Below are 23,336 nucleotides of genomic sequence, written 5' to 3'. Positions count from 1 at the left end.
AGTTATTGTCCCCACTATAGCGGATGCCAAAAAACTGCCTACAGATACACTAAGATTAGTCAGTTAATCTTGACCAGCTAATATGAAATTTTTAGTACAGTCAAGGTTGGAGAAAGATGCCTAATCCATTATGAATACGCGCAGCACTGCGGGGAGAGCGGTCTAATAATTCTCCTCCTAGATAAAGTCCGGTGGAACTGCCCCCATCTAAGTTGAGGGCATCGACTGCACCGAGACGTTGCATAATTTGGGCAATTTCGGTGAGGGTGGGGCCTTTGCCGTAGGATCGGTCATGGACGGCAGCGATGATCAGTTGTCCGTTTTGGGTGATACCGATCGCACTGCGAGAGGCTTGTTGTTGAATAAAGGCTTTGCTAAAGGTCTCTCCTTCAGCATCTAGCACGATACGACTATTTTTAACCAAGAGGGGGCCAGCGCCTAGGGTGAAGGGATAGTTAGCGAGATCGGGAGATGAGCGCCTTTGTAGTTGCACGGGGCTTCCTGGGGGAATCAAGGGTGGGGGAGTTTGGCCGCGATGGACGAGGAGATATCCTTGGGGGGGGATGGGAATTTGTCCAACTCCGGCTTGGGGCGCTTGGGTTTGACTGAGGAGGCGATCGCCGTTTACAGAAAGAATCGTTTCATTATCAGTCAGTGGCGTATAGGTGGTTCCCCAAGCACTGGTATAGCGGGATAATCCCGGTTGCAGATAGGCGCTATTGAGGTAGGGAATGGGATAATACTGGCCGGTTTGGGTGGTGAGGGTTTCCGTGAGGGTTAGGCGATCGATGAGGAATTGTCCTTGGTTGTTCCAGGCGATCGCCCCCCGGTTGAGAATCGGGCCGGAAATCCATTCCCCATTGTCGCGAATAACTCCCAAGGGTAAGCGATTATTACGATTAAAAAATCCGGCATTAATGGCGGCTGCCACTTGAGATTGACGGGCTAAAGTGACTAAGGGAGAAGTCCCGGCTGCCCCTTGGCTATTGGTGCGAATAGGACGCAGTTGGATCTGGGGATTTCGGGGGTCAATTTGCAGCCAAAACACAGGAAACTGTGACGATCCGAGGCTCACGGTTTGTTGTCGCCATTCAATTCCTGAAGCCCATTGAATTTGTTTAGCCGGAATAGTCGCATCCAAACGAAAATCGATCGCCAACCGATAGGGAGCATTCAGAGTCAGAATTTGGGGGCGAACTTGTTTGGTTTTCAGGGTAATTTCGATTTTCGTGCGCCCTGATTCAGGGGTAAATTTAATGCTATCAACCGCATTCCCTGCCTGGGATGCAAAGGCATTCAGGAGAGCAGGAGAAGCCACTGCACCGAGCGTAATCACCGTCTTTCCGGGAGCATGGTTAACTTGTACGGGAGTTTCTTGGTTCAGAGCGATGACGAGGCGATCGCCCCAAGTTTGTTTCCCCTGACGCATCCCCAAAACCTGACTTGAAGCCGTTTCCACCCTCAGCACAGTTCCCTGGGGAACCATCCGCCATCCCAATTCTTGCACCCACTCCGTCACCTCCACATATCGCCCCGTCGAGGTTACCTGAGCCGGAAGCGTCCACCGAGTTTGCCCCGGAGTTCCATACCACTGAATCGGTTGTAGAGCAGGATTCGAGGTACTCAGCAACTCCACTCCAAAACCGGAAGCCAAACCCACATCACTGATCGCAATCCGGACTTGATCATTATCCTGCCATTGTTTCCAAGCAATGGGTAAAGTTTGACCATTAATGATGATCTGATTCCCTTGAGTGGGAATCCTCGATCCCCCTAAATCCCCCTTAATAAGGGGGACTTGCCTGACTGCCCCCCTTGGAAAGGGGGGTTGGGGGGATCTTGTCAGGCTTGATAGACAAACTTCAGTTAACCCATTCTCACAAGCCTTAACTGGAAGCACATTCGCACTAGCAAAAATCCCAGCGCCCAACAGCGAAACATAAAATAATGACAGCATCAATTGCACACTCCACAACCCTAACTAAAATCATCACAAAATTGGGTAGAAACCCCGTCCTTCTAGGACGGCTTTACGTTATAATAAGGGAGAAGCCACATTGACCTTAAAGGCGGGTGAAACTCAAGCGTGGTGGGACACTCAGTTAAAAGACGGCTAACCGAAATGGTTAGCTTGGTGGAAACACTCTGAACACAGCCCCCACAAGCAAAGACTTTGAGCGAGTGAAGCACAATACTTACAAGTAGCCTGAATGGTGGCAACACCGGACAGAGTAGCGGCAATTGACACCGCCTATCGCACAACACTGGTATTCGACTAAAAACGGTATTGGGAGTTGTGGTTCGAGCAATGTCCAACGGTGGATATCTCCTTTTAAAGAATCCTCGTACCTTTAGGTCGAGGAGTGTCAAATCCTTGGAATCGTTATCTTCTCCATCCGGTTTTCACATCCGTCCGCATAGATATCGCTTGATTATTATGGTTTGAGGGAAACATTTTCACGACTTCGCTGAAAATAGGATATATTATCAACATGGATATCGTCATTGTAATCATTCATGAAAACCTTTACAGACATTTAAGTTAAATCCATGAAAATGCAAGAATTAATTAATTCCATCGAACAGTTATCTATTGAAGATCAAGATTATTTATTTGAGTTAATCCGCAAGCGAAGAATTGAACAGCGACGTTTAGAAATTGCTGCTAATGCTGAAATGCTGAAGCAAGAATTTCAGCAAGGAACTGCTAAACGAGGAACAGTGGACAATCTCATTGCTGATTTACTTGAGGATGAGGATGGAGATAGTCTGGAGCAGTAGCTTTAAGAGAGCGTTTAAGAAATTGGCCAAGAAGCACCCTCAATTACAAGCTAAGGCGATCGAGGTATTAAAAGTTCTCGCTACCGATCCCTTTACTCCTTCCTTAAAATCTCATAAATTAACGGGCAGCTTAAACGGATTATGGTCGTGTTCTGTGGCTTATAATTGCCGGATTATTTTCGCTTTTTCTGATGAAGAAGATGGAGATGAAGAAGTGATTTTTTTAATTGATATTGGCAGTCATGACGAAGTTTATTAGTTAAGCAAAATTGACTCTGATCGGAGGAACTTTGATTAACCGATGAGCGTTAACTGTCACATCAATGATTCCGAAGCCACCTGGACGGGGATCTACGGCATCATAGTAAATGCGAACTCCTGTATCTGAATAGTTATTGGGATAAGCTCGAAAACTATCCCGATCCCAATCGCGCCAATCCGAAAAGTTAGTTCCTCCCGCTAAAGCTGGTAAAAGAGCTGCCTGGATTTGCTCAGTTGTCATGCGAGTATTTTCTGATAAATATTCAGCCGCAATTGACATGCCGAGGGAAGCTGCACCGGAAAATCCAGATAATGTCACCATTGGAGTCTGCGACAACTGTGGTAATCGCTATTATGCAGCCGATATTCTTTATGAAGTCCATCAGGTGGCAACCGGAGCGAAATTGCCAGAGAGAACTGAAGTCATTCCGGTAACGCATTTAGAATCGGCTTAGGATTTCAGGAGCGATCGCCTCTCTAGACTACCAATGGAATTTGAGTGGAACCCAGATAAAGCCAAGTTAAACTATGAGAAACATCAAGTTTCATTCCCAGAAGCAGCTACTGTCTTTAACGATCCTCTATCTCTGACATTTACCGATCCAGACCATTCAGTTGGGGAAAGTCGCTATATTATTATTGGTTTATCTAGGTGGAAGCAGCTTCTGATTGTTGCACATACGGAGCGATCGGAGAAGGTAAGAATTATTAGTGCCCGTAAAGTCACTCGTCAGGAACAAAGATTTTATGAAGAAGGAAACGAATAACATTAATAATGAAATGGATGATGAACTGCGACCTGAGTATGATTTTTCCCAGTTAACAGGGGGAGTCAAAGGAAAATATGTGGAACGTTATCGAGCAGGCAATAATCTAGTTTTGCTTGATCCTGATGTGGCAAAAGCCTTTCCAAGTGAAGAATCCGTGAATGAAGCCTTACGATTATTGATGGAAATCGCACAACGCCAGAGCCGCTAATCATTGATGAGAAAATGGCCTCTCATGGCAAAATGGGGGGCATTCCCGAAGGTATAGCGGAGCGATCGCCATAAACCCAGTCAGTTTCGTTAGAATAACGGGCAAAGCCATCGATTGGAAGCGTGAATATGACTCAATTACTCGAAGAGGCGTTCCCGAAGGTATCGCGCAGCGAATCGCCCAACTGAAACAATTACCCGAAGATCTACAAATTATGGTAGAAACAATTCAGGAAGACTGCGATCGGATAGAGCAAGAAAATGTCTGAGCTAATGACCTTTGAAGAAATGAAACAACATTATCAAGGGGAATGGTTGCTGATTGCCTATAGAGACCTTGATGACCAGATGCAGGTTATAGAAGGGGAAGTGCTGGCTCATTCTCCCAACCCGTCACACATCTATGAAATGTTGGCTTCTATTCCTGAGCAACCCCTAGCGATCGAATATGTAGGGCCAATTCCTGAAGATGTGGCCTTTATTTTATGAGTTCTCGTAGAATCTATCGCCTAAATCGACAGGGGAATTTACTTTGGTTGAGAGCATCAGTAGGACGAGCTAGGGAGAGTCCCATTGTTTTAAGATTATTGCTTGATACAGGCTCAAGTTATACTGTGTTGCCCTGCCAAATCCTAGAATGTTTAGGGTGTGACTTGGAACACCCCCTTCAAACCACTACGATTGTGACTGCTTCAGCTACCGTAAAATTGCCGATTGTCTCTGTTCCTTGGTTTAATTGTTTAGGAGTCCGTAAAGAGGATTTTTCTGTAGTAGCGATGGATTTACCTCTGAGTTCTTTTGCCAATGGACTATTAGGAATTGATTTTCTCAGGGAAGAAAAGGCAATTATTGATGTTTTTAAAGGTGAAATTTCCTTGAGTTAAGTTGGCTTTGCTACAATGAGAGGAACACCCATCAATTGGAAGCGTGAATATGACTCAATTACTCGAAGAGGCGATCGCCCAACTGAAGCAATTACCCGAAGATCAGCAGGATGCGATCGCCGCTCGTCTGCTGGCTGAGATCCAAGACGAACTGAACTGGACAGCACGATTTGAAGCCACTACAGATGAGCAGTGGGAGGCGATCGCCCAGAGCGTCAGGAAAGAAATCGCAGCAGGTGAAACAACACCTCTTGATGAAGTTTTTCCTCCTCAGTCGCCATGAAATCAAGTGTCACAAAAGCCTTTCGTCAAAAACTTGATGAACTTCCTGCTTCAGTTCAAGAACAAGCAGCTAAAGCTTATGACCTTTGGCGATTAGATCCTTACCATAATAGTCTTCATTTCAAACAAGTTCGCCAGAATCCATCCATTTATTCAGCTCGTATAAGTTTAAACTACCGAGTTCTTGGGTTATTAGAAGACGATCGTATTTACTGGTTTTGGATTGGTATACATACAGAATACGATCAGTTACTTCGTCGGTTGTAGTCAGACCCAGTTACAATAACTGCAAAGCTGTTGATCACGATAGTGAACATGACTGAATTATAGTTGTTTTAATTAAGGATGGGACATGGTTGTAGGGGCGAACGGCCGTTCGCCCCTACAGATGCCCTTGCTGTAGATAGATCTTGGTGTGTCAATGTTAATTAAAATGACTATACTGGAAGAGGCGTTCCCGAAGGTATCGCGCTCAGAAACCATTGCCAGAACTGACTAGAATTCGATACAATCATTATCCACATCAAAATCGGGGCCAGTCAAACCACAGCACCCTCTGGATTCACTTGTCCCGACCCAAAGCAACAAATCTGCCCACATCCAGCAGTAATGGATACGAAATCCTATCGATCAATAGGGATATGATGGCTGCATAGCTGAGTTTAGCAGCACTTGTAGCACAAGAAGCACAGTCCACAACTTCCAATCCGAAAACACCTTTTGAAGAATTCCATGGACAACACCTTAAATCAAGATCAACTGCATCGCCCACTGACCGGCTCTTCCGACCTAGGGACTTCAGGACGAGAACCCAAAGTTTTACGCCAACTCACCGAAGAGCGAGATGCTTGCGGGGTAGGTGTAATTGCTCACCCCCAAGGCATCGCCAGCCATGATTTAATCACCAAAGCCTTATCCGGGTTAACCTGCTTAGAACATCGGGGAGGGTGTAGCGCTGACCAAGACTCTGGAGATGGTGCGGGGGTGATGACTGGTATTCCCTGGGACTTATTTCAAGACTGGAGCCAGAAAGAAGGTATTACCCTACCGAGTCCTAGCCACATGGGGGTGGCAATGGTCTTTTTACCCCAAGATGGGGCAGCCCGAAATAAAGCCAAAGCCTTATTTGAGCAACATCTGAAAGAAGAAGGCTTAAAGGTCATTGGATGGCGGGTAGTGCCGGTAAACTTGGAGATTTTGGGCCCCCAAGCAAGGGAAAATGAACCGCAAATTGAGCAACTGCTGGTAGAATCCCCTCATTTATCGGGAGTGGAGTTAGAACGCCTGTTGTATTTGACCCGGAAGAAAACCCATTTAGATGCCGATCGCTCCGGAGTCGATATTTATATTGTTTCCTTTTCTACCCGCCAAATTCTGTACAAAGGCATGGTACGATCGGTTATCCTGGGAGACTTTTACCTAGATCTAAAGAATCCGCTCTACACCAGTTGTTATGCTATTTTTCACCGTCGCTTCAGTACAAATACGATGCCTAGATGGTCATTGGCGCAACCTTTGCGGATGTTGGGACACAATGGCGAGATTAACACCCTGTTGGGCAACTTGAACTGGATGCGGACTCGCGAGGTAGAATTTACCTCTCCTGTATGGGGCGATCGCCTAAAAGAACTGCTTCCCATGACCAACCGCAGTGCCTCCGACTCCGCTAACCTCGATAACGTCTTCGAGTTGATGGTACTCTCCGGACGCACCCCCATGGAAGCCTTAATGATCCTGGTTCCCGAAGCCTTCCACAATCAACCCGCTCTCGACGACCATCAAGAAATTATCGACTTTTACGAATACTACGCGGGTATCCAAGAACCCTGGGATGGCCCAGCCCTTCTGGTGTTTAGCGATGGTCGCTATGTGGGTGCAGCCCTCGATCGCAATGGTCTGCGTCCGGCTCGCTACAGCTTAACCAAAGACGGCTATATTGTGATTGCCTCAGAAACCGGTAGCATCCTCCTCGATGAATCCGAGGTTATTGAAAAAGGTCGTTTAGGCCCTGGACAAATGATGGCCATTGACCTAGAAAACCACCAGGTGCTGCACAACTGGGAAATTAAACAACAGGTCGCCAGTCAATACCCCTATGGGGAATGGTTGAAAGCGGGAACCCACGATCTCGATGAACTGCCTTGGGATACCCATATGAACCTGGATGAGGCAACCCTGATCAAGTCTCAAACCGCCTTTGGCTATACCTCCGAAGATGTGGACATGGTGGTGCAAGCGATGGCAGAAACCGGCAAAGAGCCAACCTTCTGCATGGGCGATGATATTCCCTTGGCGGTGCTGTCGAGTAAGCCCCATGTGCTGTATGACTACTTTAAGCAGCGCTTCGCTCAGGTCACCAACCCCCCCATTGACCCCCTGCGGGAAAAATTGGTGATGTCCTTGCAAATTCGTTTGGGTGACCATCCGAACTTACTCGATCCTCAATCTCGCAAAACCACCCAATTGCGCCTTCCTACGCCCATTTTAAGTGAGGCGGAGTTATCTACTTTGGAGCATTCCCTGTTGCAAGCGCGGGAAGTTTCGACGCTCTACCCGGTGGGAGAGTCTTTGAAGGAGGCGATTGACCAATTGTGCGATCGCGTAGATGCCGCAGTCCGAGAAGGAGCGAAAGTCGTAGTTCTCACAGACCGCAACATTACGCCAGAACAAACCTATATCCCTCCCATGGTCGCCACTGGTGCGGTTCATTACCATCTGATTCGCAATAAACTGCGCTGTGAAACCTCTATTGTGGTAGACACCGCTCAATGTTGGAGTACCCATCATGTAGCCTGCTTAGTCGGTTATGGCGCTTCAGCCGTTTGTCCCTATTTGGCTTTAGAAACCGTGCGCCATTGGTGGAGTAGCGATCGCACCCAAGGCTTCATGGAGCGCGGAAAACTGCCCAAAATTTCCATGGAACAAGCCCTTAACAACTACCGCCATGCGATCGAGTTGGGACTGCTGAAAATCCTCTCTAAAATGGGGATCTCTCTCCTTTCCTCCTATCATGGGGCGCAAATTTTTGAGGCGATCGGCATTGGGGAAGACTTGCTCGATCTCGCCTTTGAAGGCACAGTCAGCAGAGTCGGTGGCTTATCCCTAGATGAGTTGGCCCAAGAAACGCTGCAATTCCACGCCAAAGCATTCCCAGAACTCGACGGCAAAAAACTGGAAAATCGCGGCTTTATCCAGTACCGCACCGGCTTAGAATATCACATGAATTCGCCGGAAATGTCCAAGGCATTGCATAAGGCCGTTCGCGCTGTAGGGGCGGGTTCACCAACATCTGGGTTGGATGACCAAAAATCCCGTGAACCCGCCCTTACCTCTGGCGGTGAAAACGGTAAACCCAACCTGGAAGGTTACGATCATTACCAGCTCTATCAAAACATCCTCCAAGAGCGTCCCCCCTGCGCTTTGCGGGACTTGTTGGAGTTTCGCCCCGATACCCAACCCATCCCCCTTGAAGACGTGGAACCGGTCGAAAGTATCGTTAAGCGCTTCTGTACCGGGGGCATGTCCCTAGGATCCTTGGGCCGGGAAGCCCATGAGACCTTGGCGATCGCCATGAACCGTATTGGTGGCAAGTCTAACTCTGGAGAAGGCGGCGAAGATTCCCTACGCTATACCATCCTCAATGATGTCGATGGTGAAGGCAATAGCACGAGTTTTGCCCATCTCAAAGGTCTACAAACCGGAGATACGGCCAGCAGCGCCATTAAACAGGTGGCTTCGGGACGCTTTGGGGTGACTCCCGAATATCTGATGAATGCCAAGCAGATTGAGATTAAGATGGCTCAGGGCGCGAAACCGGGTGAAGGGGGTCAACTTCCCGGTAAAAAGGTGAGTCCCTATATCGCCATGTTGCGGCGCTCTAAACCGGGTGTTCCTCTGATTTCTCCGCCTCCCCACCATGATATTTATTCCATTGAGGACTTAGCCCAGCTCATCTTTGACCTGCACCAAATTAATCCGAATGCAGGGGTGAGCGTCAAACTGGTGGCAGAAGTGGGTATTGGTACGGTTGCCTGTGGAGTCGCCAAAGCCAATGCGGATGTGATCCAAATTTCTGGCCATGATGGGGGAACGGGTGCGAGTCCCCTCAGTTCGATTAAACATGCGGGCGTTCCCTGGGAATTGGGAGTTACTGAAGTGCATCGGATGCTGATCGAAAATGGATTGCGCGATCGCGTCTTACTCCGTGCCGATGGCGGTCTAAAAACCGGATGGGATGTCCTGATGGCGGCACTTCTGGGGGCTGAAGAATATGGGTTTGGCTCCATTGCCATGATCGCGGAAGGCTGCATTATGGCTCGCATCTGCCACACCAATAATTGCCCCGTAGGAGTAGCAACCCAACAGGAGAGACTGCGCCAGAAGTTCACCGGTGTTCCCGGCCATGTGGTCAATTTCTTCTATTTTGTGGCTGAGGAAGTGCGCCAACTGTTGGCTCGGTTGGGTTATCGTTCTTTAAGTGACGTTATTGGTCGGGCTGACTTGTTGCAAGTACGGGATGTGAAGTTAACCAAAACCAATCATATCCATGTGCGATCGCTCATTGATGATCTGCCGGATACGACAGGCGATCGCAGTTGGCTCGATCATGGCCCGGTTCACTCCAATGGCCCGGTTCTAGATGACGAAATTCTAGCCGACGGGGAGATCAAACAGGCGATCGAGCAGCAAACCCAAGTGAGCAAAACCTGGGAAATCGTCAACACTGACCGTTCCGTGGGTGCGCGAATTTCTGGGGAAATTGCCCGTCGCTATGGCAATAGCGGCTTTACCGGAGAGCTGAAACTCTCCTTTACCGGAAATGCCGGCCAAAGTTTTGGCGCGTTTAATTTACCTGGAATGCACCTCCACCTAACAGGAGATGCCAATGACTATGTGGGTAAAGGAATGCATGGCGGCGAAATTGTTATCGTTCCAGCAACGAATGCCACATTTGACCCCTCGGAAAATGTCATTGTCGGCAACACCTGTCTCTATGGAGCAACCGGCGGCATCCTGTTTGCCAATGGTCAAGCCGGAGAGCGGTTTGCCGTCCGCAACTCCCTCGGCCGAGCCGTTATCGAAGGCGCAGGCGACCATTGTTGCGAATATATGACTGGCGGTGTGGTTGTGGTTCTCGGAGCAACTGGGCGCAATGTGGGCGCAGGCATGACCGGAGGACTAGCCTATATCCTGGATGAAGATGAACATTTCTCGGAAAAAATTAATACCGAAATTGTCTCTATCCAACGGGTGACCTCTTCGGTAGGTGCAAGTTCTCTGCGAGAGTTGATTGAGTCCCATCACTCCCGCACCGGAAGTCCGAAGGCAAAACGGATTTTAGAGAATTGGGAAACCTATCTACCTAAGTTCTGGCAAGTGGTTCCCCCTTCCGAAGCGAATTCTCCAGAAGTGACGGATAATCCGGTTACGGATAAGGTGGCGGTTCAGGCCTAATTGACAGTTAAAAGTAGGGTGCGTTAGCGAAAGCGTAACGCACCATGCTGTCACTTTTTAAGGTTTAATTTTTACTTGATATTATGTCTATTGACCTCGATATCCAAGCCATTTTGAGCAGCTATGCTCAACTCACCCTATTCATTCTGATGCTATCGATTGGGCTTTCTCAGGGATATAAGAACCTGTCGCTACTGTGGCGAAAACCCAATCTACTGATTCGCTGTTTATTAGCCTCATTTATCTTCGTTCCCTTAGCCGCGATGATAATTGAGCTGATGATTCCCATGAGTTTTTCCGTGCGACTTGGTTTGGCTACCATGGCCATTTGTCCTGGCGCACCGATGATTTACCGTAAGTTGCTCAAGGGTCGCGCTCTGCCGGATTTGGCGGGTAGTTTTCAAGTGACTACAGCTCTGTTGGCTGTTCTAGTTGTCCCTATCTGGATGAGTGGGATTTCAGCTCTCTACCCAGCTAATGTAACGATTGATGTGGCAACGGTGTTTAAGCAAGTGGCACAAGTTCAATTTATTCCCATCTCGGTAGGTTTGGCCATTCACGAGTGGCTGCCAGATTTGGCGGAGGATTTGAAGCAACCGGTCTTTAAACTAGGTAGCTTTTTACTTCTAGGAATGTTGCTCGTCATTCTAACAATTGCGTTGCCGGAAGTGCTGACCGCAGGGGTGCTGCCGGTTCTGGGTGCGGTGCTTTTTGCTGCCTCCTGTTTGCTGATTGGACATTTCCTGGGGGGGCCGGAACCGGAAAGCCGTCTGACGATTGCTGTGGCGAATAGCACTCGTAATGCGGGACTTGCCCTGACTATTGCTGCGGCTAACTTTACCGATCCGGGAATGGTAGGGGCGATCGCCACCTATGCGTTATTCTCTTCCTTAGCTGGGGCGATTTACTCCAATCTCTACCAGAAGAAACTAGCTAAACAAGAGCAAAAAAACTCAACCTAAGATCCCTCTATTATTGAGTTAGGGAATGGGTAAACTGACTACAAAGGTTGTCCCTTGAGTCGCTTGAGGTGGATAGGCGGCTGGACTAAAGACTTTAATTGTCCCTTGCATTTGTTCGGTTAAGTCTTTGGCGATCGCCAAACCCAAACCGGTTCCGGGAATTGCTCCCTGGCTCTGAACGCCGCGATAATGGCGCTTAAAGACCTCTGTAATATCTGCTGGGGGAATGCCTGGGCCGGTGTCGCTAATGGCAATTAACAGTTGATTTTGGGTGTTGTGAGCGGTCACCTGTAGGTAAAGGGTTCCTGGTGCTGGGGTGTATTTGATCCCATTTTCTAAGAGGTTATTTAAAACTTCCGTTAGCGCGGTAGGATCGACTTCAATTAGGGGTAAATCAGGTGAAATCTGACAATTAAAGTTGAGGCCTTTCTCTTGGGCGATCGCCTCAATTGAAGGTAACAGAGAAGCTAAAATCTCTTCAATCGCGCAAGATTCAAGCTTGAGGGAGATTTCCCCCAGAGAAGGTGGAAGTTGAGCCACAGGGGCAGGGGTTGCGCTCAAGAGTCGCTGTTCTGATGGACGATCCCCATCAAGGCGGTTACCGGATAGTTCTAGGGCATCTATGGATTGGTTAAAATAGTGCAGCAAATCCTGGAGGCGAGTCGTTTCACGGAGTATATTTTCGGCGATCGCCCGATTGGGATCGGCAGCAGGCAATCGTTTCAGCAACAGTTTTCCAAAGGTTTTCAGGGCCGTTAAGGGGTTGCGGAATTGATGCAGAAAATTATGAAAGAGTTCATGACGCTTGCTTTGTAGCTCGGTTTGCTGTTGATAGCGGTGTTCAGACCATTGTCCCCGTTGATCTAACAAACAGGCGATCGCCAGAGTATTCGTAATTTGTTGGATCTGTTCTCGCTCTAAGTCATTCCATTGCCGATCTTGCCGTTGAGTGACTAAAAAGCCCATCAACATTTTTTGTTTGACGAGCGGGAGAATCAATTGGTGGGATTGGGGCAATACTTCAGAGTCGGCTGATTCTGGCTTAGGATTGAGGGAATCGGGCAAAGAAGGCAGTCCTTGTCCCTCATAGGGAAGCAACGGGATCTCAGCCAACTCTTTCCAGAGGGTTGACCGATCCGGGTAAGCGGCGATCGGGATCGGTTGGGTAAACGACCGGTCTAAATGGTGTTCCGTTAGATAAACTGCACTTAAAGATGCTCCCAAGCACTGGGTCAGCAAGGAGATTTGCGATCGACACAGTTCAATAAATTCCGAACTGGCAGGCCTTAACATGAGGAATAGAACTTAAACAGGGACGTTAGGAATCCACAACATTAGAGACTTCAGTCCGACTAACGCGCAATTCCTTCTTTCCTATTGTAGTCGCTTAGGGGTTTTCAGGGGGATTAACTGGGGAGACTTAATGGGGATCTTCACAGGGATCAAACCCCTATGATTAGGGAACTTTGTTGATTTATCTTAAGACTGATTGATTTTTTTCATATAAACCGATATAATCTGCACGTATTTTGTAACCACAACTACATCTGTCTGCTAAAAGGGGAGGTAAGGACATTTGGCTAGGAGACGTAAGCGCAAAAGCCGTCGTCGTCAAGAAGGGCGACGCATCCTCGAACAAGTTCCTCAGTATAGCATTGAAAGCGGCGAAGATAAACCCGTAACAGCAGCACGAAAATTCATTCGTGCCCAAGGGATTATCCCACCCGCTTTATTGTTGGTCAAGCGGAACGAGCATACCACAGATCGGTATTTCTGGGCAGAAAAAGGTTTATTTGGCGCTCAATATGTTGAGGAAAACCATTTTCTGTTTCCCAGTCTCAAACATCCCGATGAGCTTCAACCCTCATCCATACTGCTGGGAACCCGCGTAACTGAAGCCAAATAAGCTGATAAACATTATCCGATCGGATAGCAGCGTGTCAAGCTTCAGGTCAATCAGAGATTCTGATGGGGCGGAGTTTTCGATCAAACTCTGCCTCACTCAGAGAGCAAAGAATGGAAGGCTTTCTCGAACTCAGCCAGTTCATCTCGGTGTGCTTTAACAGCAATGAGATTTTGGGCCGTTTGAGTTGGCTCCTCCAGGGGTTGTACTTGTAGTTCTACTTGTTCGGTGCGATAAGCGCCCTTCCAGTAGAAAAGGCCCGCAGCAGGGGCAAGCAAGACAGCCATCCACAGGATTGGGGGAAAGTTAGACCAGAGGGTTGAAAAAACTAGGTTAGCACAAAGCAGGCCCAGGGCAGCTAAAAAAGAGAGAAAGATGGCCAAAAACCAACTGGGTTTAACGGTTCCTTCTAGGGTAATTTTCTGGGTTTGACTGTCTAGAGCGGTAACCTGGTAAGCTCGGCGGTCAAAATAGTCTTGCAGTTGGGGAAGCAGTTCTTCTTCAGAAGCCTTAGTCATGAAGGTCATTTCTTCGGTGCGCTCTTTAACAGATGCTCTGATAAAGAAGAAGAGACCAATACACAACAGCAGGGTGAGAATCAGTAGGGGAGTTAAGGCAGGGTTTTCGCCGATCATGTCAGGGTTTAAAGTATAGAAGACGCTTTTAATAGTTTACGACGAGGTATGAAGGTTAAAGAAATAGGAGAACAGGGGCTTTTGCAGCGTCTCTTCCGATTTTGCGCTGCCCATCGAGTGGGGGATGATGGGGCAGTGGTGGATCTCGATCCGGGATATAGGATGGTGGTGACAACGGATGTGTTGGTCGATGGAGTCCATTTTAGCGATCGCACCACCCCCCCCCATGCCGTAGGATGGCGAGCAGTGGCGGCGAATTTATCGGATTTAGCGGCGATGGGGGCTTCTCCGATTGGGATCGCTGTGGGGTTAAGTTTGATGGGGGAGGTCGATGTAGAGTGGGTAGAGTCCCTTTATCAAGGGATGAGTGACTGTTTACAACCCTATGAAACTGCGATTATAGGGGGTGATGTGGTGCGATCGCCCGTTATTGCCCTCAGTATTACCGCTTTGGGGCAAGTCCAACCCCATAACCTCTGTCAACGCCATACCGGAAAACCTGGGGATCAGATTGTCGTCACCGGGGTTCATGGAGCCTCCCGCGCTGGCTTAGAATGTTTGTTAAATCCCGAATGGTCTACAGCCTTGTCACCCGGCGATCGCCAACGATTAATTAAAGCTCATCAATATCCCCAACCCCGTCTCGATGTCTTACCGCTCCTCTGGGATTTAAATCCCCAACGAATCGCCGGAATGGATAGTAGTGATGGCTTGGCGGATGCCTTAGAGCAACTTTGTCGTGCTAGTGGAGTAGGCGCGAGGATTCATCTGAATCAGATTCCCACTGCTCACGGCTTAACCGCCGTGCTTTCCCCAGAACAGATTCGCCATTGGGCGTTGTATGGGGGAGAAGATTTTGAGTTAGTCCTGTGTTTATCTCCAGAAATCGCCCATCCTTTTGTCGAGCAACTCGGAGAAGATGCCGCTATTATTGGAGAACTGATTTCTGGCGATCGCATTGAACTGATTGATGATTCAACCCCAGAAGATAAACAAAACCCCAACTTCGATCTAAGGTCGAGTTGGGGTTTCCAACATTTTAATTAAGTTATGGAGTCGATGAGCAATGGAGTAAATCGTTCTAGGCTTGCCAATTCTTGGCTACCACTTCAGCCAGATCCACAACCCGTTGAGAATAACCCCACTCATTGTCATACCAGGCAATTACTTTCACCATATCGCCATCCATGACCATGGTTAAGCTGGCATCCACAATAGAAGAGGCATCATGACCCCGATAGTCACAAGAAACCAAGGGGAGATCGCTATATTCCAGAATTCCTTTCAGGGGGCCTTCCGCCGCCTCTTGCAGCACTTCATTGACCTCTTCTACGAAGGTCTTTTTCTCCACTTGCACCACCAAATCTACAACAGATACGTTGGGAGTGGGAACCCGCATAGCAATACCATTGAGTTTTCCTTTGAGTTCAGGAATCACCAATGCCACAGCTTTTGCCGCTCCAGTCGAGGTGGGCACAATATTCAGAGCTGCTGCTCTAGCGCGACGCACATCCCGGTGGGAAGCATCTAATAACCGTTGGTCACCCGTATAACTATGGGTAGTGGTCATGGTTCCCTTAATAATCCCAAAGTTCTCATGCAGAACTTTAGCAAAGGGAGACAAGCAGTTGGTGGTACAACTGGCATTACTCACGATTTTATAATCTTCATGCCGATATTGTGAGTCATTCACACCCACAACAAAAGTTCCTATACCCCCTCCCTTTCCAGGAGCCGTAATTAAAACCTTTTTCGCACCCGCTTGTATATGCTTTGATGCTCCTTCTTCGGTTACAAATACACCTGTCGATTCAATAACTAGATCAACTCCCCATTCTTTCCAGGGTAAGTTTAGGGGGTTGCGATCGGAAACACATTTGACGGTTTTACCATTGACCGTTATGGAGTTTTCATCCGCCGATATCTCTGCATTAAATGTACCCAACATGGAGTCATATTTAAGCAAATGAGCGTTTGTTCTGGGATCGGAAGTATCATTAATACCTACAACTTCTAGGTTGCTGTTCTCTCTGCCTGCCCAGCACCGCATGAAGTTCCGTCCAATCCGACCAAAACCATTAATTGCTACTCTAATCACTTCGTCTTGCCCTCTATTTCTTCAACCAAGTATTTTTAAGCAAATGCTGAATGTTTATTTTGACTTTAACTCGACTGGAAAACGACCGATCGAGTTGAATTGCTCTACAGAACTTGCTCCCATTTTCCTAAATCTTACTCGATCCGGATTAGGGATCGAATAGACAGTCATTTACCACTTGACCCCTCCCAAATTGTAGAAAAAGCTACTGCTTTGGGGTTGACCTAGTGGCGATCGCCCTTAATGGAACAAGGAAGCATGTTCAATCTGAAGATACCATAAAAGGGAACCGAGTTCTTTACCCAATCCGGTTTAATTTCTGCGGGGGGGTCAAGAAGACCAGAAGAGAGAATATAAAAAGTAGTGGATTATATCACAAAAATCAAAACCGATCTATGTTGCTTGCAGACCGCGATGGAAGAAGGTAAACCGAGGATGATTTTCATCAACCGATCTGGGGATTTTGTGGCATAGTATTGCCATGCAAGCAAATGCTGCAATATGATATCGCGTGTTATTGGTGTGGTGTGTGAGGAAAAAAATGCTAAGTCCCATAGACTTCGGCGGCAAACCCTTCCATTTTATAGGGATAGGTGGGATAGGGATGTCCGCTTTAGCGTATATATTAGCGAAACGAAATCTACCGGTGTCTGGCTCAGATATTCGTCTATCCCATATTACCGAACGCTTACAGGAATTAGGGACGCGGATTTTTGGCTCTCAAGAGGGCAAAAATTTGGAGATCTATCATCAGTTAGCCAACTGTCACTCAGAGCAAGAAAACCTAAGCTCCACAGCCCTGAAGACAACTCACCTAAACCCTACCCACCACTTACCTCAAGTGATTTGCTCGACGGCCATCAACACCAATAACGCAGAATATAGAGCTGCTCTAGAATTAGGCTGTCCTATCTTCCATCGCTCTGATGTCCTCGCCGCCCTGATCCAAGATTATCGCAGTGTAGCCGTTGCCGGAACCCATGGTAAAACCACTACCAGTAGCTTAATTGGTTATCTGTTGCTTAGAGCCGCGTTAGACCCCACGATTATTATTGGGGGAGAAGTCAAAGCTTGGGAGGGTAATGCTCGATTTGGCCAAGGAGAATTTTTAGTTGCAGAAGCAGATGAATCAGATGGTTCTCTGGTTAAATTAGCAGCAGAAATTGGAGTCGTTACCAATATAGAGTTAGATCATCCGGATCACTATCAAAGTCTCGACCAGGTGATTGAAACCTTTGAAATATTTAAGAAACAGTGTAAAACATTAGTGGGATGCATCGATTGCCCAACTGTGCGCGATCGCCTTCATCCAACGATTACCTATAGTTTAGATCTAGAGTCAGGGGCAGCGTATAGTGTCGATCGGGTTGTTTATACCTCCCAAGGAACCCAAGCCAGGGTATGGGAGCAAGGCCAGGTTTTAGGGAATATTGAAATTCCTTTATTAGGTCAGCACAATCTGAGCAACGCACTGGCGGCGATCGCCGTAGGTCGCCATTTAGGAATCGAATTTTCCACCATTCAGGAGGCCTTATCCTCCTTTGAGGGAGCCAAACGACGCTTTGAATACCGAGGAGAATTTAATGGCTGTATACTCATTGATGACTATGCTCACCATCCTAGTGAAATCCAAGCTACCTTAGCCGCAGCTAGTCTAAGAGCCAAAGATCAGCGCGTGATAGCCATCTTTCAACCCCACCGCTATAGTCGAACCCAGATATTTCTCAGGGAATTTGCTCAATCCTTCGGACAAGCCAATCAAGTGGTGGTAACAGATATCTATAGTGCTGGTGAAGCCAATTCAGAAGATCTTCAGGGTGAAACAGTAGCTCAGGCAATTCATGAATATCACGATCGAGTCAGCTATCAACCCACCCTCAAAGATGTGGAAAATTACTTGGTAACCACTTTAAAGCCTGGAGATTATGCTGTTTTTCTAGGAGCAGGGAACTTAAACCAAATTATTCCTAAGCTTACTGCTCGTTCAGCCTAATCCCTCACTTGCTCCCCACCCCCTCCACCTGCCCATACACCATTGATGAAAACCCATGACAATTTCCTACGATCCCCCTAGACTCAAAAGTGCTTGCGGCCTCACTCCAATTGCCTCTGAAGGCATGAAACTGAAAGCGACGGAGGTGGCCAGTCAACCCAGTATGATTCAAGCTCAGGTATCCTTAGCTGGATTAACCTCGTTTCGGGTAGGTGGGCCAGCTCAATGGTATGCAGCCCCTCAAAGTGAATCGGAATTACTCACCTGTCTTGCTTGGGCGAATGCTAAATCCTTGCCCATAACGGTGATTGGGGCAGGATCAAATCTGTTAATCAGTGATGAAGGATTACCAGGGCTGGCGATCGGGACTCGCAATCTGAGGAGCCTAGAGTATGATGAGCGCACGGCACAACTGAAAGCTGATGCGGGGGTATCCTTGGCCTATTTAGCCCGGCAAGTGGCTCGCCGAGGATGGTCGGGTATGGAATGGGCGATCGGGATTCCGGGAACGGTTGGGGGCGCTGTGGTGATGAATGCTGGGGCGCACAAAAGCTGTATGGCCGATGTCCTCATGGATATTCAAGTGATATCGGGTAATGGGATTCACCAAACCTTAACGAATGCTGACTTGGAATATGGTTACCGGTCTTCTATCCTACAAGGGTCTAACTATACGGTTACTCAGGCTCGATTCCAACTCAAGCCGACCCACGATCCCCAGAGAGTCATAGCCACCACCAATACCCATCTCCATCAACGTCATGCGACCCAACCCTATCATCTACCGAGTTGTGGCAGTGTGTTTCGCAATCCTGAACCGGAAAAAGCTGCCCGATTAATTGAAAAAACTGGGCTGAAGGGCTATAAAATAGGGGATGCCCAGGTTTCTGAACTTCATGCCAACTTTATTCTCAACTGCGGCAATGCTAAAGCCAGTGATATTTATCAGTTGATTCACACAGTTCAGGAACAGGTGGCTCGACGATGGTCGATCCAATTGAGACCAGAGGTTAAAATTTTAGGGAATTTTAACCTCTGAGATCAAAAACTCCAGTGAGGCTTTTGGAACTGAGCTGGAGTTTTTTCGAGCAGTTTTGGTTGTGCCAGAGCCAACTGTGGGTAAAATTAGCGTAGAAAAGCAGAACAACCCAAATTAGAGTAATCAGTTATGTCACAAGGAAAGGGATTTGGCTTCGGTTTAGGAAAAATGAAAGAGCTGACCGAAGCGTTTAAAAAAGCTCAACAGGTTCAAGAGGGAGCGCAAAAACTCCAACAAGAGTTAGAGGAACTCGAAGTTGAGGGAGAAGCGGGTGGTGGACTCGTTAAGGTGGTGATGAATGGGAATCAAAATCCCCAGCGCGTTACCATTGCACCTGAAGTTCTGGGGGAAGGGGCTGAGGTGGTCTCGGACTTGGTTACGGCCGCAATGAAGGATGCTTACAATAAATCTACAGCGACGATGAAAGAGAGGATGGAAGCCTTGACTGAAGGCTTAAATCTGCCTGGCATGGGATAATGCTCGATGAGGGGTTAATGGGTCTGCGATCGGTAAGTGAACAGATTTCCATTACCCCATTTTGTCGTGAGTCGATGAAGTTTGTAAAAGAATGCCGTATAAGTTGTTGTTTGTTTGTCTGGGTAATATTTGCCGATCGCCTTCTGCGGAAAATATTATGAATCATTTGATCGCCCAACGAGGGTTAGAAGACCAGGTGATTTGTGATTCGGCGGGAACTGGTGCTTATCATATTGGTAGTCCTCCCGACCGCCGCATGGCAGCCGCAGCAGCTCAACAAGGGATTCAGCTTAAGGGAAGAGCGCGTCAGTTTCAGAGGGAAGATTTTGAAGCATTTGATTTAATTCTGGCTATGGATAAGGATAATTACCGTAATATCCTTTACCTGGATCGGGGCGATCGCTACAAAGATAAAGTGCGTTTAATGTGTGAATTTTGCACTCGTCACCCCAATTTCTCGGAAGTGCCAGACCCCTACTATGGCGGCCCAGAAGGGTTTAATCAGGTGATTGATTTGCTTATGGATGCCTGTGAAGGGTTGTTAGATGAATTAAAAATTACAAAATAATACAGCACTTCGCGATCTTGTGAGGTACAGCCAGACAGATCCCCCTAAATCCCCCTTAAAAAGGGGGACTTTTACTACCTGATTCACCGCCAACAATGACCCAATCAATTCCATCCCTAAATCCCCCTTAAAAAGGGGGACTTTTACTACCCCCCTTTTTAAGGGGGGTTGGGGGGATCGAGATGTACCGCATAGCAGCGAAAATTGCTGTAAGTAGCTATGGTCGGGTGGGCAGGGTATCGTTGTGCAATTTGGATTGGATTGCTTCTTCTCCTGCTCACCCTGCTGGGGTGCATATCCAGAGATTAACGGAAATGGACGACTCTGGCATTGGCGAAACCTTGCGATCGCAATAAAGCGGACTGACTCTCCGCTTGAGCGCGATTGTTATAGCTGCCTATATAAACATATCGTCCTCGACGATTACGGGCTGCTATGGCACTGGGATAGAAAGACTGCACCTGAGAAACCATAAGATAATTACCCGTGGGAATAACGACCACATATCCTTTAAGGGTTACCGTCATAAACGAAGGATCTCCTCTAGTTCCTGAATTGATATCTAAAGCTTGTAGGGTTTCAGCATCGGCTATGCCATTAGCAAATAAACCTCTAGAGCGCTGAAACCTCGATACAGCAAGCTCTGTCTGTTCGCCGTAAATTCTATCAATATCTCCGAAATAAAAGCCCAAATCCGCTAACCGGCTTTGTAGTAATTCAACGTCCCAACCCCGATCGCCTCGTCTTAGGGTAGGATTAATTGTCCGAGATTGCTGATTATAACCCAATTGACCCGGAAGAGGCTCGCTAAACATCACCTGTGATATTGGCGGATTATAACCGGCTATTGGGGGTGGAGGGGGTAGAGTGACGAAGGGTAATTGGGCGGCTTGATTGCCAAAGGTTAAACGTTGACTGATTTCTAGTCCAGTATTGCGGCCGACAATACCATCTACAGTCAGACCCGCATAGCTTTGTAACGTTCTCACGGCTCGATCGGTAGCTTCATCAAAGTATCCGGTTACGGGGCCTCGATAGTATCCCAACTGCTGTAAATCTCGTTGAAGTTGAGCCACCTCCAGGCCAGAATCTCCGGATTGTAGGGCTAGAGCAACTTGAGCTAAGGTCAAAATCAGTAGGGTGATGCCTAAAGAGAATAATCGCAGGATCAATCGAGCAGAAATGGGTTTAGACAGCCACCGTTGCCAAAATTCCTCGATCCATTTTCCTAAGATCGCTTCAGTGTCGGTGGAATCTTGATAGGCTAGGGCTAGATGGAGATAGGCTAGAGAGTCCATAGAAATTGGGGGATCTTAATCCAGATGTCCAGGTTGCCCCTATTTTAGGCTATCTTTTGCAGTAAAATGACTCGAAATCGCCGAATCATTGATTTTTAGCGAATATCCTCCGGGCTAATACCATACCTTTCTTGCGCTCTGGATATCGCTTCTTGGGTTTGGGGGCCTAAAATGCCATCTAGGGGGCCCTCATAAAATCCTCTGGCTTTTAGGCGGCGCTGTAATTCTAAAACCTGGGGATCTGACCTTGAACTTAAGGACTGATCGCTAGGGGATCTCCCTTCGAGACTCGCTTGAGTGCGGCTGCCATAAATGCCATCTGGGGTTAAGCCTTGGGCTTGTTGATAGACTTTTACGGCTTCTAGGGTTAACTCTCCGTATACCCCAGTGACGGGGCCATCATAAAATCCGGCTGCCTTTAATTGTGCTTGTAGTTGGCTCACTTCCGGGCCGCGATCGCCTAATCTTAAGCTCGATCCCTCTGTTCCTCCTGAACGCAATCGACTCCAGGTTTCTGCTCCCACAATGCCATCAGGAATTAAACCTTGGTCTTGCTGAAATCGGATGACGGCATCTCTGGTGGCTTCTCGGAAGAGTCCTGTGGGCTGGAGATTGAAGTATCCCCAATTTTGCAATTGTTGCTGTAATTCCCGTACTTCTGGCCCATCTTCTCCCATTTCCAGCCCTTGGACTTCAAGGGTTATCGATCCTATCATCAGAGCGATCGTGAGTAGGGTTTGGATTAAGCGAGAACCCGAAGAGACGGGTGTCCCCCAGGGAAATAGGAAGGTAAACATGGATTGAATCAGTGTCAATTAGTTCATCGCGCGATCGATTAACCAAGCGGAGATACCTGCAAATAGGGTAATGGCTAAACCGACTAGGGGATGTTGTCCTTGGCTAACGGCAAAAGAGGTGACAATGCCTGCACCAATACTGCCGGTAACGATCGCTTCGAGCCAATGGGAATCAGAGTGCTTATGATACATAAAAGGAGCGCAACGAGAGTGACTGCTGATGAATTTTGTCTTCTCAGGGTATCACCAGAGTTTCCTTTTGGTGCGCGATCGCCCCTAAATTGCAATCAACCTTGAAGTTTAGAGATTTTTCTTAACATTCAGAGGACATCCAGCAATACCTAATTGATGAATAGTTAACGCTTGAAAAAAAGTATAAAATAAATTTTAGTGCTAAAAAAACTAACTGGCTAAAAGACACTTCAGAGGCGAAATCAGCCAAGAATATTGACAAAATAAGATCCAACCTTTAACCATAGAAATTAAGGTATTCCAGAACCAAGTCGTTGTTAAAACTTTAGGGTTTTGAGTCAAGAAAATACCAGTTAAATACATAGATCCGCAGCAACTCCAGATGAGGTGGTGATGAATAAAAAATCATGGGTTGGAAAAACGATCGCGTGAAGCCAGTCGCGCTTTAATCTTCCCTATGATGTCCACCATAAGAAAACTCTGGAGCGCAATCTATCCGGGTTGTGCTAGTTCTTCAACCGTACAGAGAGATAAGGACAAAACCCTATCCGTTATCCCTCTGGGGTTAAACGAGAGCAACCTGAAGTAATGGCCCAAAGTATCTTGCGACTCCAAGGGATGGAACGCTTTGACTTCAAGCATCGATGATTAAAAATAGCCAGAGACCTATAGGAGATACCCGTATAACTGGCAACTTTGCTTACCTGTTACTAGGTTTCCCCGCAGTCGGTAGAG

26 protein-coding genes are annotated in these 23,336 nt (G+C 47.5%); 17 read left to right on the top strand and 9 right to left on the bottom strand.

The window, feature by feature from the left end; all coding sequences use genetic code 11:
• Window positions 1-100 precede the first annotated feature (100 nt).
• Window positions 101-1,957 carry a phosphodiester glycosidase family protein gene (locus PMG71_RS15350; protein ID WP_283754584.1) on the bottom strand — a complete coding sequence of 619 codons (1,857 nt, stop codon included), beginning with the start codon at window positions 1,955-1,957 and terminating at the stop codon, window positions 101-103.
• A gap of 593 nt (window positions 1,958-2,550) precedes the next feature.
• On the opposite strand from PMG71_RS15350, the gene PMG71_RS15345 reads away from it, so the two are divergent.
• Together PMG71_RS15345 and PMG71_RS15340 are read left to right on the top strand one after the other, a co-directional pair.
• Window positions 2,551-2,781 (top strand): hypothetical protein, encoded by a 231-nt coding sequence (locus PMG71_RS15345; RefSeq protein WP_283754583.1) that lies wholly within the window; start codon window positions 2,551-2,553, stop codon window positions 2,779-2,781.
• Window positions 2,759-3,040 carry a type II toxin-antitoxin system RelE/ParE family toxin gene (locus PMG71_RS15340; RefSeq protein ID WP_283754582.1) on the top strand — a complete coding sequence of 94 codons (282 nt, stop codon included), beginning with the start codon at window positions 2,759-2,761 and terminating at the stop codon, window positions 3,038-3,040. Before PMG71_RS15345 ends, PMG71_RS15340 begins: the two co-directional genes overlap by 23 nt.
• Here PMG71_RS15340 and PMG71_RS15335 read toward each other — a convergent pair whose 3' ends face one another.
• Entirely contained in the window at window positions 3,041-3,322 is a 282-nt protein-coding gene (locus tag PMG71_RS15335) for a hypothetical protein (protein ID WP_283754581.1), read from the bottom strand.
• Here PMG71_RS15335 and PMG71_RS15330 point away from each other — a divergent pair.
• The 9 genes from PMG71_RS15330 (at window position 3,321) to PMG71_RS15290 (ending at window position 11,601) form a co-directional block, all read left to right on the top strand.
• Window positions 3,321-3,497, top strand: a complete 177-nt coding sequence (locus PMG71_RS15330; RefSeq protein ID WP_283754580.1) for a hypothetical protein — start codon at window positions 3,321-3,323, stop codon at window positions 3,495-3,497. The two genes, PMG71_RS15335 and PMG71_RS15330, sit on opposite strands and share 2 nt — an antisense overlap.
• Window positions 3,498-3,530: 33 nt before the next feature.
• The gene (locus PMG71_RS15325; RefSeq protein WP_283754579.1) at window positions 3,531-3,809 is read left to right on the top strand and encodes a BrnT family toxin; all 279 of its coding nucleotides are present in this window, start codon (window positions 3,531-3,533) and stop codon (window positions 3,807-3,809) included.
• A complete protein-coding gene (locus PMG71_RS15320; RefSeq protein WP_283754578.1) occupies window positions 3,790-4,020 on the top strand; it encodes a hypothetical protein in 231 nt (76 codons plus the stop codon). The genes PMG71_RS15325 and PMG71_RS15320 overlap by 20 nt, the downstream gene beginning before the upstream one ends.
• Window positions 4,021-4,280: 260 nt before the next feature.
• Window positions 4,281-4,508: a hypothetical protein gene (locus tag PMG71_RS15315; RefSeq protein ID WP_283754577.1), complete on the top strand. Its 228-nt coding sequence runs from the start codon at window positions 4,281-4,283 to the stop codon at window positions 4,506-4,508.
• Window positions 4,505-4,903, top strand: coding sequence for a retropepsin-like aspartic protease (locus PMG71_RS15310; RefSeq protein WP_283754576.1), 399 nt, complete (start codon window positions 4,505-4,507; stop codon window positions 4,901-4,903). The genes PMG71_RS15315 and PMG71_RS15310 overlap by 4 nt, the downstream gene beginning before the upstream one ends.
• Window positions 4,904-4,952: 49 nt before the next feature.
• Window positions 4,953-5,186 (top strand): hypothetical protein, encoded by a 234-nt coding sequence (locus PMG71_RS15305; RefSeq protein ID WP_283754575.1) that lies wholly within the window; start codon window positions 4,953-4,955, stop codon window positions 5,184-5,186.
• Window positions 5,183-5,452, top strand: coding sequence for a ParE family toxin-like protein (locus PMG71_RS15300; protein WP_283754574.1), 270 nt, complete (start codon window positions 5,183-5,185; stop codon window positions 5,450-5,452). Before PMG71_RS15305 ends, PMG71_RS15300 begins: the two co-directional genes overlap by 4 nt.
• Before the next feature lie 465 nt (window positions 5,453-5,917).
• Entirely contained in the window at window positions 5,918-10,639 is a 4,722-nt protein-coding gene (locus PMG71_RS15295) for a glutamate synthase-related protein (protein ID WP_283754573.1), read from the top strand.
• An 83-nt stretch (window positions 10,640-10,722) separates the two neighbouring features.
• On the top strand, window positions 10,723-11,601 hold the full coding sequence (locus PMG71_RS15290; protein WP_283754572.1) for a bile acid:sodium symporter family protein: 879 nt from the start codon (window positions 10,723-10,725) through the stop codon (window positions 11,599-11,601).
• 18 nt (window positions 11,602-11,619) lie between these two features.
• On the opposite strand, the gene PMG71_RS15285 is transcribed toward PMG71_RS15290, so the two are convergent.
• Complete coding sequence (locus PMG71_RS15285; protein WP_283754571.1) at window positions 11,620-12,894, bottom strand: sensor histidine kinase; 1,275 nt, start codon at window positions 12,892-12,894, stop codon at window positions 11,620-11,622.
• Between the two features lie 283 nt (window positions 12,895-13,177).
• Here PMG71_RS15285 and PMG71_RS15280 point away from each other — a divergent pair, with 283 nt between their 5' ends.
• Window positions 13,178-13,507 carry a DUF3155 domain-containing protein gene (locus PMG71_RS15280; RefSeq protein WP_283754570.1) on the top strand — a complete coding sequence of 110 codons (330 nt, stop codon included), beginning with the start codon at window positions 13,178-13,180 and terminating at the stop codon, window positions 13,505-13,507.
• Between the two features lie 92 nt (window positions 13,508-13,599).
• On the opposite strand, the gene PMG71_RS15275 is transcribed toward PMG71_RS15280, so the two are convergent.
• Window positions 13,600-14,139: a cofactor assembly of complex C subunit B gene (locus PMG71_RS15275; RefSeq protein ID WP_283754569.1), complete on the bottom strand. Its 540-nt coding sequence runs from the start codon at window positions 14,137-14,139 to the stop codon at window positions 13,600-13,602.
• 48 nt (window positions 14,140-14,187) lie between these two features.
• On the opposite strand from PMG71_RS15275, the gene thiL reads away from it, so the two are divergent.
• Entirely contained in the window at window positions 14,188-15,186 is a 999-nt protein-coding gene (thiL, locus tag PMG71_RS15270) for a thiamine-phosphate kinase (RefSeq protein WP_283754568.1), read from the top strand.
• Between the two features lie 34 nt (window positions 15,187-15,220).
• On the opposite strand, the gene PMG71_RS15265 is transcribed toward thiL, so the two are convergent.
• Complete coding sequence (locus PMG71_RS15265; protein WP_283754567.1) at window positions 15,221-16,237, bottom strand: type I glyceraldehyde-3-phosphate dehydrogenase; 1,017 nt, start codon at window positions 16,235-16,237, stop codon at window positions 15,221-15,223.
• Between the two features lie 541 nt (window positions 16,238-16,778).
• On the opposite strand from PMG71_RS15265, the gene murC reads away from it, so the two are divergent.
• From murC to PMG71_RS15245, 4 genes are all read left to right on the top strand, one after another.
• Entirely contained in the window at window positions 16,779-18,230 is a 1,452-nt protein-coding gene (gene murC, locus PMG71_RS15260) for a UDP-N-acetylmuramate--L-alanine ligase (RefSeq protein WP_283754566.1), read from the top strand.
• 55 nt (window positions 18,231-18,285) lie between these two features.
• Window positions 18,286-19,269, top strand: coding sequence for a UDP-N-acetylmuramate dehydrogenase (gene murB, locus PMG71_RS15255; protein ID WP_283754565.1), 984 nt, complete (start codon window positions 18,286-18,288; stop codon window positions 19,267-19,269).
• A 129-nt stretch (window positions 19,270-19,398) separates the two neighbouring features.
• Entirely contained in the window at window positions 19,399-19,746 is a 348-nt protein-coding gene (locus PMG71_RS15250; RefSeq protein WP_283754564.1) for a YbaB/EbfC family nucleoid-associated protein, read from the top strand.
• Window positions 19,747-19,837: 91 nt separating this feature from the next.
• Window positions 19,838-20,314 carry a low molecular weight protein-tyrosine-phosphatase gene (locus PMG71_RS15245; RefSeq protein ID WP_283754563.1) on the top strand — a complete coding sequence of 159 codons (477 nt, stop codon included), beginning with the start codon at window positions 19,838-19,840 and terminating at the stop codon, window positions 20,312-20,314.
• Between the two features lie 305 nt (window positions 20,315-20,619).
• On the opposite strand, the gene PMG71_RS15240 is transcribed toward PMG71_RS15245, so the two are convergent.
• From PMG71_RS15240 to PMG71_RS15225, 4 genes are all read right to left on the bottom strand, one after another.
• The gene (locus PMG71_RS15240) at window positions 20,620-21,612 is read right to left on the bottom strand and encodes a peptidoglycan-binding domain-containing protein (RefSeq protein WP_283754562.1); all 993 of its coding nucleotides are present in this window, start codon (window positions 21,610-21,612) and stop codon (window positions 20,620-20,622) included.
• 95 nt (window positions 21,613-21,707) lie between these two features.
• Complete coding sequence (locus PMG71_RS15235; protein WP_283754561.1) at window positions 21,708-22,409, bottom strand: peptidoglycan-binding domain-containing protein; 702 nt, start codon at window positions 22,407-22,409, stop codon at window positions 21,708-21,710.
• 18 nt (window positions 22,410-22,427) lie between these two features.
• A complete protein-coding gene (locus PMG71_RS15230; protein ID WP_283754560.1) occupies window positions 22,428-22,601 on the bottom strand; it encodes a hypothetical protein in 174 nt (57 codons plus the stop codon).
• Window positions 22,602-22,811: 210 nt separating this feature from the next.
• Window positions 22,812-22,964 (bottom strand): hypothetical protein, encoded by a 153-nt coding sequence (locus tag PMG71_RS15225; RefSeq protein ID WP_283754559.1) that lies wholly within the window; start codon window positions 22,962-22,964, stop codon window positions 22,812-22,814.
• Window positions 22,965-23,336: the final 372 nt, after the last annotated feature.

The sequence above is a fragment of the Roseofilum acuticapitatum BLCC-M154 genome (assembly GCF_030068475.1).
Taxonomy (GTDB): Bacteria; Cyanobacteriota; Cyanobacteriia; order Cyanobacteriales; family Desertifilaceae; genus Roseofilum; species Roseofilum acuticapitatum.
Note: the sequence above shows the minus strand (reverse complement) of the source record. Positions and strands in the feature narration are given on the sequence as shown.

What these genes read in the sequence shown, in the direction of transcription:
- PMG71_RS15350 (WP_283754584.1), bottom strand. Translation starts at nt 1,957, where the DNA reads ATGCTGTCATTATTTTATGTTTCGCTGTTGGGCGCTGGGATTTTTGCT.
- PMG71_RS15345 (WP_283754583.1), top strand. Translation starts at nt 2,551, where the DNA reads ATGAAAATGCAAGAATTAATTAATTCCATCGAACAGTTATCTATTGAA.
- PMG71_RS15340 (WP_283754582.1), top strand. Translation starts at nt 2,759, where the DNA reads ATGGAGATAGTCTGGAGCAGTAGCTTTAAGAGAGCGTTTAAGAAATTG.
- PMG71_RS15330 (WP_283754580.1), top strand. Translation starts at nt 3,321, where the DNA reads ATGCCGAGGGAAGCTGCACCGGAAAATCCAGATAATGTCACCATTGGA.
- PMG71_RS15335 (WP_283754581.1), bottom strand. Translation starts at nt 3,322, where the DNA reads ATGTCAATTGCGGCTGAATATTTATCAGAAAATACTCGCATGACAACT.
- PMG71_RS15325 (WP_283754579.1), top strand. Translation starts at nt 3,531, where the DNA reads ATGGAATTTGAGTGGAACCCAGATAAAGCCAAGTTAAACTATGAGAAA.
- PMG71_RS15320 (WP_283754578.1), top strand. Translation starts at nt 3,790, where the DNA reads ATGAAGAAGGAAACGAATAACATTAATAATGAAATGGATGATGAACTG.
- PMG71_RS15315 (WP_283754577.1), top strand. Translation starts at nt 4,281, where the DNA reads ATGTCTGAGCTAATGACCTTTGAAGAAATGAAACAACATTATCAAGGG.
- PMG71_RS15310 (WP_283754576.1), top strand. Translation starts at nt 4,505, where the DNA reads ATGAGTTCTCGTAGAATCTATCGCCTAAATCGACAGGGGAATTTACTT.
- PMG71_RS15305 (WP_283754575.1), top strand. Translation starts at nt 4,953, where the DNA reads ATGACTCAATTACTCGAAGAGGCGATCGCCCAACTGAAGCAATTACCC.
- PMG71_RS15300 (WP_283754574.1), top strand. Translation starts at nt 5,183, where the DNA reads ATGAAATCAAGTGTCACAAAAGCCTTTCGTCAAAAACTTGATGAACTT.
- PMG71_RS15295 (WP_283754573.1), top strand. Translation starts at nt 5,918, where the DNA reads ATGGACAACACCTTAAATCAAGATCAACTGCATCGCCCACTGACCGGC.
- PMG71_RS15290 (WP_283754572.1), top strand. Translation starts at nt 10,723, where the DNA reads ATGTCTATTGACCTCGATATCCAAGCCATTTTGAGCAGCTATGCTCAA.
- PMG71_RS15285 (WP_283754571.1), bottom strand. Translation starts at nt 12,894, where the DNA reads ATGTTAAGGCCTGCCAGTTCGGAATTTATTGAACTGTGTCGATCGCAA.
- PMG71_RS15275 (WP_283754569.1), bottom strand. Translation starts at nt 14,139, where the DNA reads ATGATCGGCGAAAACCCTGCCTTAACTCCCCTACTGATTCTCACCCTG.
- thiL (WP_283754568.1), top strand. Translation starts at nt 14,188, where the DNA reads ATGAAGGTTAAAGAAATAGGAGAACAGGGGCTTTTGCAGCGTCTCTTC.
- murC (WP_283754566.1), top strand. Translation starts at nt 16,779, where the DNA reads ATGCTAAGTCCCATAGACTTCGGCGGCAAACCCTTCCATTTTATAGGG.
- murB (WP_283754565.1), top strand. Translation starts at nt 18,286, where the DNA reads ATGACAATTTCCTACGATCCCCCTAGACTCAAAAGTGCTTGCGGCCTC.
- PMG71_RS15250 (WP_283754564.1), top strand. Translation starts at nt 19,399, where the DNA reads ATGTCACAAGGAAAGGGATTTGGCTTCGGTTTAGGAAAAATGAAAGAG.
- PMG71_RS15245 (WP_283754563.1), top strand. Translation starts at nt 19,838, where the DNA reads ATGCCGTATAAGTTGTTGTTTGTTTGTCTGGGTAATATTTGCCGATCG.
- PMG71_RS15240 (WP_283754562.1), bottom strand. Translation starts at nt 21,612, where the DNA reads ATGGACTCTCTAGCCTATCTCCATCTAGCCCTAGCCTATCAAGATTCC.
- PMG71_RS15235 (WP_283754561.1), bottom strand. Translation starts at nt 22,409, where the DNA reads ATGTTTACCTTCCTATTTCCCTGGGGGACACCCGTCTCTTCGGGTTCT.
- PMG71_RS15230 (WP_283754560.1), bottom strand. Translation starts at nt 22,601, where the DNA reads ATGTATCATAAGCACTCTGATTCCCATTGGCTCGAAGCGATCGTTACC.
- PMG71_RS15225 (WP_283754559.1), bottom strand. Translation starts at nt 22,964, where the DNA reads ATGTATTTAACTGGTATTTTCTTGACTCAAAACCCTAAAGTTTTAACA.